The sequence below is a fragment of the Ventosimonas gracilis genome, from assembly GCF_001580025.1.
GTDB lineage: Bacteria > Pseudomonadota > Gammaproteobacteria > Pseudomonadales > Pseudomonadaceae > Ventosimonas > Ventosimonas gracilis.
On the sequence record NZ_LSZO01000188.1, the window covers coordinates 1 to 13,041 of the forward strand.

The following is a 13,041-nucleotide window of genomic DNA, read 5'->3' on the forward strand; positions in this document are numbered from 1 at the left end:
CATTCGCCCGACTAGCAAAACCACCTGTACTGGTGTGGAAATGTTCCGCAAACTGCTCGACGAAGGCCGCGCCGGTGAAAACGTCGGCGTACTGCTGCGCGGTACCAAGCGTGATGAAGTCGAGCGCGGTCAAGTGCTCGCCAAGCCCGGCACGATCAAGCCGCACACCCAGTTTGAATGCGAAGTGTACGTCCTGTCCAAGGACGAAGGCGGCCGTCACACCCCGTTCTTCAAGGGCTACCGCCCGCAGTTTTACTTTCGCACCACCGACGTGACCGGAAGCTGCGAACTGCCGGAAGGCGTCGAAATGGTAATGCCGGGTGACAACGTCAAAATGAGCGTCACCCTGATCAACCCGATTGCCATGGAAGAAGGCTTGCGCTTCGCCATCCGCGAAGGTGGCCGCACCGTTGGCGCGGGTGTGGTTTCCAAAATCATCGCTTAAGCACTTGAAATCACCATCACAGGCCGCTATTCTATGCGGCCTGTTTTTTGGTGCGCTTTACAGGTCAGTAGCTCAATCGGCAGAGCGACGGTCTCCAAAACCGTAGGTTGGGGGTTCGATTCCCTCCTGACCTGCCAATTTTTCAATCGGCAATATTTTATTAAAAAGAGCTTTTCTTGATGATTGCCAAAGCTGAAGGCAAAAAATCTTCCTTGGATACCCTAAAGTGGCTGGCGGTTTTGGCGCTGGTTGTTTTAGGCGTGGTCGGCAATCAATACTTTGCCGCTGAGTCCATTTTGTACCGCGTGATGGGTCTGCTTGCGCTGGCGGCAGTCGCCATACTGGTCGCGTTGCAGACGGTCAAGGGCCGGCAGTTTTTTGAATTGCTTAAAGCGGCTCGTGGCGAAATTCGTAAAGTGGTTTGGCCGACCCGGCAGGAAACCACGCAGACCACATTGATTGTGGTGGCGGTAGTGCTGGTGGTGGCCTTGCTGCTGTGGGGGCTGGACTCACTGCTGGGTTGGCTCATTTCTTTTGTGATAGGTTGAGGACGTAAGCGTGGCTATGCGTTGGTACGTGGTGCATGCTTACTCGGGTTACGAGAAGCAGGTGATGCGCTCGCTGCATGAGCGGGTGCAGCTTGCCGGTATGGAAGATTGCTTCGGCGAGATTTTGGTGCCCACCGAAGAAGTGGTGGAGATGCGCGGTGGGCAAAAGCGTAAAAGCGAGCGCAAATTCTTCCCCGGCTACGTGCTGGTACAGATGGAAATGACCGAAGCGACTTGGCATTTAATCAAAGACACCCCGCGCGTGCTGGGCTTTATCGGCGGTACGGCGGACAAGCCTGCGCCTATCACGGAAAAAGAAGCCCAAGCGATTTTGCGCCGTGTGGCCGACAGCGGCGACAAGCCTAAACCGAAAACCCTGTTTGAGCCGGGTGAAACGGTGCGTGTGGTCGATGGGCCGTTTGCCGACTTCAACGGTGTGGTTGAAGAGGTCAACTACGATAAAAGCCGTGTGCAGGTTGCCGTCACCATCTTTGGTCGTGCAACGCCGGTTGAGCTGGAGTTCAGCCAGGTCGAAAAAGTGTCCTGATAGCGAAAAGATCAATACCCGAGAAGCCCAAAGGTTTGTCGGGTTTTGCTGTTTTGCCAGAGCCTCTGGCGGGCAGCGATGCAACGGGGAGCCGCAAGGCGTTTGCACCCACTTTAGGAGAGCCAAATGGCAAAGAAAATACAGGCTTACATCAAGCTGCAAGTCAAGGCCGGGCAGGCCAACCCGTCGCCGCCGGTGGGTCCTGCTTTGGGTCAGCATGGCGTAAATATCATGGAGTTCTGCAAGGCATTTAACGCCAGAACCCAAGGTATGGAGCCGGGGCTGCCAACGCCCGTGATTATCACCGTCTACAGCGACCGCAGCTTTACTTTTGAAACCAAAAGCACGCCGGCGGCGATTTTGCTGAAAAAAGCAGCGGGTATCAGCAGTGGTTCGGCGCGCCCGAATACGCAAAAAGTCGGCACTGTCACCCGTGCGCAGCTTGAAGAAATCGCCAAAACCAAGCATGCCGACTTGACCGCCGCCGATATGGATGCCGCCGTGCGTACCATTGCCGGTAGCGCCATGAGCATGGGCTTAACCGTGGAGGGCGTGTAAATGGCTAAATCCAGCAAACGCAAGCAGGCCATTGCCGCCAAAGTCGAGGCGGGCAAAGCCTACAGCTTTATTGAAGCCGCCCAATTGTTGGCTGAACTGTCCACCGTCAAGTTCACCGAATCGGTAGACCTTGCCGTCAACTTGGGGGTTGACCCGCGTAAATCCGACCAAGTGGTGCGCAGCGCTACCGTGCTGCCGCATGGCACCGGCAAAAGCGTGCGTGTGGCGGTATTCACTCAAGGCGCTAATGCCGAGGCCGCGCTGGCCGCGGGTGCTGATAAAGTCGGTATGGATGAACTGGCTGCAGAAATGAAAGCCGGTGATTTAAATTACGACGTAGTGATTGCCTCCCCCGATGCCATGCGCGTAGTGGGTCAGCTAGGTCAATTGCTGGGTCCCCGTGGCCTGATGCCTAACCCTAAAGTCGGCACGGTGACGGCGGATGTCGCAGGCGCGGTTAAAAACGCCAAGGCCGGACAAGTGCGCTACCGCACCAACAAAGAAGGCATTATCCATACCGCTGTGGGCAAAGTGAGCTTTGAAGCGGACAAGCTTAAAGAGAACGTTGAGGCGCTGCTCTCTGATTTGAAGCGTTTGAAGCCTGCTTCCTCCAAGGGTATCTACCTTAAGCGTGTCACCTTGAGCAGCACCATGGGGCCGGGTCTGTTGATTGACCAAGCCTCGCTCAATATTTAGCGAATGCTCGCCAGAGCGCTCTGGCAAAGAATTGGGGTTCCTGCTTGCGGGAGCCGTCCAAGACCGCAGGCGGCGAAGCCTTAAACGGATGATTGACTTATCCGGCCTGCGCAGATGGTGCAAAGCACCAAAACCCATCCGGCGCAAGCCCGATGAACTTAACCTAAGCAGGAGAAACCCGTGGCAATCAAGCTCGAAGACAAAAAGGCCATAGTCGCTGAAGTCAACGAGGCTGCCCAGACTGCCCTGTCCGCTGTAGTGGCTGATGCCCGTGGTGTGACTGTGGCGGCGATGACTGGACTGCGCAAAGAAGCTCGCGAAGCCGGTGTGTACGTAAAAGTCGTGCGCAACACTTTGGCGAAAAAAGCGCTCTGCGGCACTTCCTTTGAAGTGTTGGAAGAGGCGTTTAGAGGCCCTTCTTTGCTCGCCTTTTCCCATGAACATCCCGGCGCTGCCGCGCGGATTTTCAAGGCATTTGCCAAGGGACAGGACAAGTTCGAGATCAAGCTCGCCGCTTTTGAAGGCAAGCTGATTGCAGCCAACCAAATTGACCTTCTGGCGACGCTGCCGACCTATGACGAAGCCGTTTCGCAGTTGATGAGCGTGATCCAAGGAGCCACCAGCAAGCTGGCGCGTACCTTGGCGGCGATTCAGCAACAAAAAGAAGCGACCCAAGCAGCTTAACCTCCATTTTTAACCCCCAATATTTTCAGGATTAGACAAATGTCTCTGAGCAACGAAGAAATCATCAATGCCATCGGCGAAATGTCGGTGATGCAAGTCGTCGAACTGATCAAGGCGATGGAAGAAAAATTCGGCGTCAGCGCCGCCGCTGCCGTAGTGGCAGGCCCTGGCGCTGCGGCTGAAGTGGTCGAGGAGCAGACCGAGTTCACCATCATGCTGCTTGAAGCCGGCGAGAAGAAAGTCAACGTCATTAAAGCTGTGCGTGAGTTGACCGGCCTTGGCCTGAAAGAAGCCAAAGCCGTGGTCGATGGTGCGCCGGGCGTGGTTAAAGAAGGCGTTTCCAAAGAAGAAGCGGAAGCGGCCAAAAAATCGTTGGAAGAAGCAGGTGCCAAGGTCGAACTTAAGTAAGTTCAGGCGTTGCATTGACAGCTCTCATACGCGTATGAGGCTGGTGGCTGGTGGCTTTTGCCACCGGCCTTTTTCCGTTATGGGTGATTTGTCCCCGTGACGGAGGTTTGCCCTTAATCGAAGGGCAGGGCAGGCGTAAAGCTGCCGAAGGATTTTTCGGGTCGTTGCCAAAAGGGCAGCGCCCAAACAACCAGGTGACCAGGCCGGGGAACGCTGATGACTTATTCATACACCGAGAAAAAACGAATCCGCAAGGACTTTAGCAAATTGTCGGACGTGATGGAGGTGCCTTACCTGCTCGCCATCCAACTCGATTCCTACCGTGAATTTTTGCAACAAGGCCGCCCGCGCGAGCAGCTTAAAGACGCAGGGCTGCACGCGGCGTTCAAATCGGTATTTCCCATTATCAGCAACTCCGGCTACGCGGCGCTCGAATATGCTGGCTACCGCCTGGGCGATGCACCGTTTGACGTAAAAGAATGCGTGATGCGCGGCGTAACCTATGCTGCGCCGCTGCGCGTCAAGCTACGGCTGATTATTTTTGACCGCGACTCGCCGCCCTCCAACAAAGCCATCAAGGACATCAAAGAGCAGGAAGTCTACATGGGCGAAATCCCGTTGATGACCGAAAACGGCACCTTTGTCATTAACGGCACCGAGCGCGTGGTGGTTTCCCAGTTGCACCGCTCGCCGGGCGTGTTCTTTGACCACGACCGCGGCAAAACCCACAGTTCCGGCAAGCTGCTCTATTCGGCGCGGATTATTCCCTACCGCGGCTCTTGGCTGGATTTTGAGTTCGATGCCAAAGATGCGGTCTTTGTGCGTATCGACCGTCGTCGCAAACTGCCCGCGACCGTATTGCTGCGTGCCTTAGGCTACGGTACCGAGGACATCCTCGACCTGTTCTACGACAAAAACCTGTTTGAAATCAATGAAGACGGCACACTGCAACTGGAACTTGTGCCGCAGCGTCTGCGTGGTGAAATTGCCGCCTTTGAAATCCGTGACGGCAAAGGCAAGGTCATTGTTGAACAAGGCCGCAGGATTACCGCGCGGCACGTCAACCTGATTGACAAAGCCGGCATTAAAACCCTGCAAGTGCCGCAGGAATACCTGGTAGGTCGGCTGACCGCGCGCACGGTGATTGACCCTGCGAGCGGCGAAGTGCTGGCACCGGTCAACAGCGAGCTGAGCGCTGATGCGCTGGAAAAAATCGTTCAGGCCAAAGTGGTCAAGCTGGAAACGCTCTACACCAACGATATTGACTGCGGCCCGTTTATCGCCGATACCTTGCGCATCGATAGCACCAGCAATGCGCTGGAAGCCTTGGTTGAGATTTACCGCGTGATGCGCCCGGGCGAGCCGCCGACCAAGGACTCTTCGGAAACCCTGTTTAACAACCTGTTCTTCAGTGCCGAACGCTATGACCTGTCCGCCGTCGGACGGATGAAATTCAACCGCCGCATTGGCCGCGAAGAAGTCACCGGCAGTGGCGTGCTGAATAAAGAAGACATCATCGAAGTGCTGAAAACACTGGTCGATATTCGTAACGGCAAAGGCATAGTGGACGACATCGACCACCTCGGCAACCGCCGCGTGCGCTGCGTCGGCGAGATGGCGGAAAACCAGTTCCGCATCGGCCTCGTGCGCGTTGAGCGGGCGGTCAAAGAGCGCTTATCGATGGCCGAAAGCGAGGGACTGATGCCGCAAGACTTGATTAACGCCAAGCCGGTCGCGGCGGCGGTCAAAGAGTTCTTCGGCTCCAGCCAGCTCTCGCAGTTTATGGACCAGAACAACCCGCTGTCGGAAATCACCCACAAGCGCCGCGTTTCCGCACTGGGGCCGGGCGGCCTTACCCGCGAACGTGCAGGCTTTGAGGTACGTGACGTGCACCCGACCCATTACGGACGCGTCTGCCCGATTGAAACGCCGGAAGGGCCTAACATCGGCCTGATCAACTCGCTGGCCGCCTACGCGCGTACCAACAGCTACGGCTTTTTGGAAAGCCCGTACCGCGTGGTCAAAGAAGGCGTAGTGACGGATGAAATCGTCTACCTGTCGGCGATTGAAGAAGCCGACCACGTGATTGCCCAGGCTTCTGCTGCCATGAACAGCAAAAACGAGCTGACCGATGCACTGGTCGCCGTGCGCCACATGAACGAATTTACCGTCAAAGCGCCGCAAGACGTGACGCTGATGGACGTCTCGCCCAAGCAGGTGGTTTCCGTTGCCGCCTCCTTAATCCCGTTCCTCGAACACGACGACGCCAACCGTGCGCTGATGGGTTCGAACATGCAGCGCCAGGCGGTGCCGACCTTACGCGCCGACAAGCCACTGGTCGGCACCGGCATGGAGCGCAACGTGGCACGCGATTCCGGTGTGTGCGTAGTGGCAAGGCGTGGCGGGATTATTGATTCGGTCGATGCCAGCCGCGTGGTGGTGCGCGTGTCCGATGCCGAGATGCAAAGCGACGAGGCCGGGGTAGACATCTACAACCTGACCAAATACACCCGCTCCAACCAGAACACCTGCATCAACCAGCGTCCTCTGGTGCGCAAGGGCGATGTGGTCGCACGCGGCGACATTCTCGCCGACGGGCCTTCCACCGACATGGGCGAACTCGCGCTGGGGCAAAACATGCGCGTCGCCTTTATGCCGTGGAACGGTTACAACTTCGAAGACTCCATCTTATTGTCTGAGCGCGTGGTGCAAGAAGACCGCTTCACCACCATCCACATTCAGGAACTCACCTGTGTGGCGCGTGATACCAAGCTGGGCAGCGAGGACATCACCGCCGATATTCCAAACGTCGGCGAAGCGGCGCTGAACAAGCTCGACCAGGCCGGCATTATCTATGTGGGTGCAGAAGTGCAGCCGGGCGATATTCTGGTCGGCAAGGTCACGCCCAAGGGCGAAACCCAATTAACGCCGGAAGAAAAACTGCTGCGGGCGATTTTCGGCGAGAAAGCCAGCGACGTAAAAGACACTTCCCTGCGCGTGCCGACCGGCACCAAAGGCACGGTCATTGACGTACAGGTCTTTACCCGCGATGGCCTTGAGCGCGACTCGCGTGCGCTGTCGATTGAGCGCGAGCAACTCAATCAAATCCGCAAAGATCTCAACGAGGAATACCGTATCGTTGAAGGCGCCACCATCGAGCGGCTGCGCCTTGCCTTGACCGATGCCGAGGTGGTTGGCGGCGCAGGCTTTAAAAAAGGTGCCAAACTCACCGCCTATCACCTTGCCAATCTTGATCGCAGCGAATGGTTCAACCTGCGTCTGGCCGATGACGCGCTCAATGACCTGCTCGAACAAGCCCAAGCCCGGCTTGCCGAACGCCGTCAAATGCTGGACGACCGCTTTGAAGAGAAAAAACGCAAGCTGCAACAGGGCGACGACCTGGCGCCGGGCGTTTTAAAAATCGTCAAGGTCTACCTTGCCATCAAGCGCCGTATCCAACCGGGCGACAAAATGGCCGGACGGCACGGTAACAAGGGTGTGGTCTCGATCATCATGCCGGTCGAAGACATGCCGCACGATGAAAACGGCGTGCCGGTGGACATCGTGCTAAACCCCTTGGGCGTGCCTTCGCGTATGAACGTCGGGCAAATCCTGGAGGCTCACCTGGGGCTTGCGGCCAAAGGCTTGGGCGAGAAAATTCAGGCCATGCTTGAAGAGCAAGCCAAGGTTTCCGAAATCCGCAAACTCTTTACCGAAATTTACAACAGCGGCAGCCCGCGCAAGGAAGACCTGCGCTCGCTATCGGATAAAGAGGTTTTGGAACTGGCGGAAAACTTAAAAGCCGGTGTGCCGATGGCAACGCCCGTGTTCGACGGTGCCAAGGAAGAAGAAATCCGCCGCATGCTGAATCTCGCGGGCCTGCCGGAAAGCGGCCAGATGCGCCTGATTGACGGGCGCACCGGCGATGCCTTCGAGCGCAAAGTCACCGTAGGCTACATGTACATGCTCAAACTCAACCACTTGGTCGATGACAAGATGCATGCGCGTTCCACTGGCTCGTACAGCTTGGTCACGCAGCAACCGCTGGGCGGCAAGGCGCAATTCGGCGGCCAGCGTTTTGGTGAGATGGAAGTCTGGGCGCTGGAAGCCTACGGCGCGTCCTACACCCTGCAAGAAATGCTGACGGTGAAATCCGACGACGTGAACGGCAGAACGCGCATGTACAAAAACATCGTGGACAGCGATCACCGCATGGAGCCTGGCATGCCCGAATCCTTCAACGTACTGGTCAAAGAAATCCGCTCGCTCGGCATTGATATTGACCTCGAAACCGAATAACCGCGACCGGCAACCTAAACCTGCGCTGCACGCGCTGAGCGTGCGGCCTTTCAGGAGGAAAGACCTTGAAAGACTTACTGAATTTGCTGAAAAACCAGGGTCAGCCCGAAGAGTTCGATGGCATTAAAATCGCCTTGGCTTCGCCTGAGGTCATCCGCTCCTGGTCTTACGGCGAAGTGAAAAAGCCCGAGACCATCAACTACCGCACCTTTAAACCGGAGCGCGACGGCCTGTTCTGCGCCAAAATTTTCGGGCCGATTAAAGACTACGAATGTCTGTGCGGCAAATACAAGCGCCTTAAGCACCGCGGCGTTATCTGCGAAAAATGCGGCGTGGAAGTGGCGCTCGCCAAAGTGCGCCGCGAGCGCATGGGGCATATCGAACTGGCCGCTCCCGTAGCACACATCTGGTTCTTGAAATCGCTGCCTTCGCGTATCGGCTTGCTGCTCGATATGACGCTGCGCGATATTGAGCGCGTGCTCTATTTTGAGAGCTTCCTGGTCACCGAGCCGGGCATGACCACGCTGGAAAAAGGCCAGCTTTTGACCGATGAAAGCTACCTGCAAGCGGTGGAAGAGTTTGGCGACGAGTTCGAGGCCAAAATGGGCGCGGAAGCCATCCGCGAACTGCTGATTGGCATTGACCTGGAATACGAGATCAGCCGCCTGCGCGAAGAAATCCCGCAGACCAACTCAGAAACCAAAATCAAAAAGCTTTCCAAACGCTTAAAGCTGATGGAAGCCTTTAAAGATTCCGGCAACCGCCCGGAATGGATGGTGATGACCGTACTGCCGGTACTGCCGCCGGACTTGCGCCCGCTGGTACCGCTCGACGGCGGACGCTTTGCCACCTCCGATCTGAACGACCTGTACCGCCGCGTGATCAACCGCAACAACCGCTTAAAGCGTCTGCTTGAACTGTCCGCGCCGGACATTATCGTGCGCAACGAAAAACGCATGCTGCAAGAGTCGGTTGACGCGCTGCTCGACAACGGTCGCCGCGGCCGCGCCATTACCGGCAGCAACAAGCGTGCGCTGAAATCCTTGGCGGACATGATCAAGGGCAAACAGGGGCGCTTCCGGCAAAACCTGCTCGGCAAGCGCGTGGACTATTCCGGCCGTTCGGTGATTACCGTAGGGCCTACGCTGCGCCTGCACCAGTGCGGCCTGCCGAAGAAAATGGCGCTCGAACTGTTCAAGCCCTTTATCTACGGCAAGCTGGAAACCTTAGGCATTGCCACCACCATTAAAGCGGCCAAAAAAATGGTCGAGCGCGAACTGCCGGAAGTCTGGGACGTGCTCGCCGACGTTATTCGTGAACATCCGGTATTGCTCAACCGCGCACCCACGCTGCACCGTTTGGGCATTCAGGCGTTTGAACCGGTGTTGATTGAAGGCAAGGCCATTCAATTGCATCCTTTGGTCTGCGCCGCCTATAACGCGGACTTTGACGGCGACCAGATGGCGGTACACGTGCCGCTGACCTTGGAAGCGCAGCTTGAAGCGCGTGCGCTGATGATGTCTACCAACAACGTGCTTTCCCCGGCCAACGGCGAGCCGATTATCGTGCCTTCGCAAGACGTGGTGCTGGGGCTTTACTACATGACCCGCGAGGCGATTAACGCCAAAGGCGAAGGCCGTGTATTTGCCGATTTGCAGGAAGTCGACCGGGTATTTCGCAGCAAGCAAGCCTCGCTGCACGCCAAGGTTAAAGTGCGCATCAGCGAATGGCTCAAAGATGATCAAGGCCAGTTGCAGGAAAACCGCCGTATCGTCGATACCACGGTAGGCCGTGCCTTGTTGTTCCAAATCCTGCCGAAGGGCTTATCCTTTGACCTGGTCAACCAGACCATGAAAAAACGCGCCATCTCGCGCCTGATTAACCAGTGCTACCGCAGCGTGGGCTTAAAAGACACGGTGATTTTTGCCGACCAACTGATGTACACCGGCTTTGCTTACTCGACCATTTCCGGCGTTTCCGTCGGCGTGGACGACTTTATGATTCCGGCGGAAAAAGCCCACATCATTAAAGCGGCGACCGAGGAAGTCAAAGAAATCGAGAGCCAGTACGCCTCCGGCCTGGTCACCCAAGGCGAGAAGTACAACAAGGTGATTGACCTGTGGTCTCGCGCCAACGATGAAATCTCCCGCGCCATGATGAACAACTTATCGCGCGAGAGCGTGATTGACCGGCAAGGGCAAGCCGTCGAGCAGGAGTCCTTTAACTCCATGTACATGATGGCCGACTCCGGCGCGCGTGGTAGCGCGGCGCAGATTCGCCAGCTCGCCGGTATGCGCGGGCTGATGGCCAAACCCGACGGCTCGATTATTGAAGCGCCGATTACCGCCAACTTCCGCGAAGGCTTGTCGGTATTGCAGTACTTCATCTCTACTCACGGGGCGCGTAAGGGGCTGGCCGATACCGCACTGAAAACCGCCAACTCCGGTTACTTGACGCGCCGTTTGGTGGACGTGGCGCAGGATTTGGTCGTCACCCAAACCGACTGCGGCACCAGCCGCGGCCTGCTGATGACCGCGCATATCGAAGGCGGCGACGTGGTCGAGCCGCTCGGCGAGCGCGTGCTCGGTCGTGTGGTCGCGCGTGAGGTGTTAAGTCCGGCCAGCGGTGAAGTCATAGTGCCTGCTGGAACCTTGATTGACGAGCACTGGGTCGAAGTGATCGAGATCAACAACATCGATGAAATCGAAGTCCGCTCGCCCATTACCTGCGATACCCGTCACGGCATCTGCGCCAAGTGCTACGGGCGTGATCTTGCGCGCGGGCATCTGGCGAATATCGGCGAAGCGGTTGGCGTGATTGCCGCGCAGTCCATCGGCGAGCCCGGTACCCAGCTCACCATGCGTACCTTCCACATCGGCGGCGCGGCGAGCCGAACCTCGGCGACCGACAGCATCCAGGTGAAAAACGGCGGGATCGTCCGCCTGCACAACCTTAAATCGGTGGAACGCGCCGACGGCCATCTGGTCGCCGTGTCGCGTTCTGGCGAACTTGCCATTGCCGACGAATTTGGCCGCGAGCGCGAGCGCTACAAGCTGCCTTACGGCGCGGTCATTTCGGTCAAGGAAGGCGCCGAGGTCAAAGCCGGTGCCATTGTCGCCAAGTGGGACCCGCACACCCACCCGATCATTACCGAGACCGCCGGTACCATCACCTTTATCGGCATGGAAGAAGGCATCACCGTCAAGCGGCAAACCGACGAATTAACCGGCCTTGCCAATATCGAAGTGCTCGATGCCAAAGACCGTCCGGCGGCGGGCAAAGATACTCGCCCGGCGGTGAAATTAATTGACGAGGCGGGTAACGACCTGCTGCTGCCGGGTACCGACCTGCCCGCGCAGTATTTCCTGCCCGCCAACGCCTTGGTCAGCTTGACCGATGGCGCAAAAGTGGGCGTCGGTGACGTGGTCGCGCGTATCCCGCAGGAAACCTCGAAAACCCGCGACATCACCGGCGGTCTGCCGCGCGTGGCCGACCTGTTTGAGGCTCGTCGTCCGAAGGAAGCCTCGATTCTGGCGGAAAGCAGCGGCACCATCAGCTTCGGTAAAGAGACCAAAGGCAAGCGCCGCTTGGTCATCACGCCAAACGACGGCAGCGACCCGTACGAAGAGCTGATTCCCAAGTGGCGTCACCTGAACGTGTTTGAAGGCGAGCAGGTGAACAAGGGCGAAGTGATTTCCGATGGTCCGAGTGACCCGCACGACATTCTGCGGCTGCTTGGGGTCAGTTCACTGGCCAAGTACATCGTCAACGAAATTCAGGACGTGTACCGCCTGCAAGGGGTAAAAATCAACGACAAGCACATCGAAACCATTTTGCGGCAGATGCTGCGCCGCGTTGAAATCAGCGAATCCGGCGATTCCTCCTTTATCAAGGGTGACCAGGTGGAACTGGCGCAGGTGCTGGAAGAAAACGAGAAGCTGGTCGCTGCCGAACGCTTCCCGGCGCGTTACACGCCGGTGCTGCTCGGCATTACCAAAGCCTCGCTGTCCACCGAGTCCTTTATCTCGGCGGCCTCCTTCCAGGAAACCACCCGCGTGCTCACCGAAGCCGCCGTCACCGGCAAACGCGACTCACTGCGTGGATTGAAGGAAAACGTCGTGGTCGGTCGCTTGATACCCGCAGGTACCGGTCTTGCCTACCACAGCGAACGCAAACGCCGCCGCGAACAGGCCGAACCCTTACCGATCAGCGCCAGTGACGTCGAAAGCCAACTGTCCGAAGCGCTGAATAACCAGTAAGGACGGAAGGTTCAATAAAAAAGCCACTGCATTGCAGTGGCTTTTTTATCGGTATACGTCGCGCCGGTTGCCGATGCGAACAACGAGGATGCGTAAGGCGTCGTCCTCGATGCTGCTGATGATGCGGTAATCCCCGACGCGGTATTTCCAATAGATGCCAAGGCGCGAACCCTTGAGGGATTCACCGATGCTGCGTGGATCGTCCAGCGGGGCCACGCGCTCATGCAGAAATGACAAGACACGCCGGGCAATTTGTGGGTCAAGCTGGTCAAGGTTTTTTTGAGCCAGCGACGAAAGCTCAACCTTCCATACCATAGCGTTTCATCACTTCTTCAAGTGGTACGGTTTGCGACTTGCCAGAGCGGATGGCTTCAAGCTCGCGCTCGGCCAAGTACAAATCTTCAAGGTCTTCCAGATGTTCGGTAATCGCTTCTGTAATGTAAAAGGACTTTGTTCGTCCGGTTCGTGCCGCCAAGCTTTTCAGCCTGCCTTCCACGTCGCTAGGCAGTCGAATCGAAAGCGCCATAGCTATTGCTCCTTTGGCTGATGTGATACAAGTATCGTGCAGACCCGCTCAGCGCGCAAGCCCTGTCCTTA

At 57.2% G+C, this 13,041-nt stretch carries 11 protein-coding genes and 1 tRNA gene; 10 read left to right on the plus strand and 2 right to left on the minus strand.

Features of this window, described 5'->3' with window-relative positions; genetic code table 11:
• The 10 genes from AXE65_RS10520 to rpoC form a co-directional block, all read left to right on the plus strand.
• A partial coding sequence (locus AXE65_RS10520; protein ID WP_239685081.1) for an EF-Tu C-terminal domain-related protein occupies positions 1-445 on the plus strand: 445 nt, incomplete at its 5' end.
• Positions 446-506: 61 nt separating this feature from the next.
• A tRNA-Trp gene (locus tag AXE65_RS10525) sits at positions 507-582 on the plus strand.
• A gap of 42 nt (positions 583-624) precedes the next feature.
• Positions 625-993, plus strand: a complete 369-nt coding sequence (secE, locus tag AXE65_RS10530; RefSeq protein WP_068391962.1) for a preprotein translocase subunit SecE — start codon at positions 625-627, stop codon at positions 991-993.
• Between the two features lie 10 nt (positions 994-1,003).
• Entirely contained in the window at positions 1,004-1,540 is a 537-nt protein-coding gene (gene nusG / locus AXE65_RS10535; protein ID WP_068391965.1) for a transcription termination/antitermination protein NusG, read from the plus strand.
• A 126-nt stretch (positions 1,541-1,666) separates the two neighbouring features.
• Positions 1,667-2,098 carry a 50S ribosomal protein L11 gene (gene rplK, locus AXE65_RS10540; protein WP_068391968.1) on the plus strand — a complete coding sequence of 144 codons (432 nt, stop codon included), beginning with the start codon at positions 1,667-1,669 and terminating at the stop codon, positions 2,096-2,098.
• Positions 2,099-2,794 carry a 50S ribosomal protein L1 gene (gene rplA / locus AXE65_RS10545; RefSeq protein WP_068391970.1) on the plus strand — a complete coding sequence of 232 codons (696 nt, stop codon included), beginning with the start codon at positions 2,099-2,101 and terminating at the stop codon, positions 2,792-2,794.
• A 180-nt stretch (positions 2,795-2,974) separates the two neighbouring features.
• Positions 2,975-3,478, plus strand: a complete 504-nt coding sequence (gene rplJ, locus AXE65_RS10550) for a 50S ribosomal protein L10 (protein ID WP_068391973.1) — start codon at positions 2,975-2,977, stop codon at positions 3,476-3,478.
• Positions 3,479-3,517: 39 nt separating this feature from the next.
• Complete coding sequence (gene rplL, locus AXE65_RS10555; RefSeq protein WP_068391976.1) at positions 3,518-3,886, plus strand: 50S ribosomal protein L7/L12; 369 nt, start codon at positions 3,518-3,520, stop codon at positions 3,884-3,886.
• 216 nt (positions 3,887-4,102) lie between these two features.
• On the plus strand, positions 4,103-8,185 hold the full coding sequence (rpoB, locus tag AXE65_RS10560) for a DNA-directed RNA polymerase subunit beta (RefSeq protein ID WP_068391978.1): 4,083 nt from the start codon (positions 4,103-4,105) through the stop codon (positions 8,183-8,185).
• 65 nt (positions 8,186-8,250) lie between these two features.
• Positions 8,251-12,444: a DNA-directed RNA polymerase subunit beta' gene (rpoC, locus tag AXE65_RS10565; RefSeq protein ID WP_068391980.1), complete on the plus strand. Its 4,194-nt coding sequence runs from the start codon at positions 8,251-8,253 to the stop codon at positions 12,442-12,444.
• A gap of 45 nt (positions 12,445-12,489) precedes the next feature.
• Here rpoC and AXE65_RS10570 read toward each other — a convergent pair whose 3' ends face one another.
• On the minus strand, positions 12,490-12,759 hold the full coding sequence (locus tag AXE65_RS10570) for a type II toxin-antitoxin system RelE family toxin (protein WP_068391982.1): 270 nt from the start codon (positions 12,757-12,759) through the stop codon (positions 12,490-12,492).
• A complete protein-coding gene (relB, locus tag AXE65_RS10575; protein ID WP_068391984.1) occupies positions 12,743-12,970 on the minus strand; it encodes a type II toxin-antitoxin system RelB family antitoxin in 228 nt (75 codons plus the stop codon). The genes AXE65_RS10570 and relB overlap by 17 nt, the downstream gene beginning before the upstream one ends.
• Between the last annotated feature and the right edge of the window lie 71 nt (positions 12,971-13,041).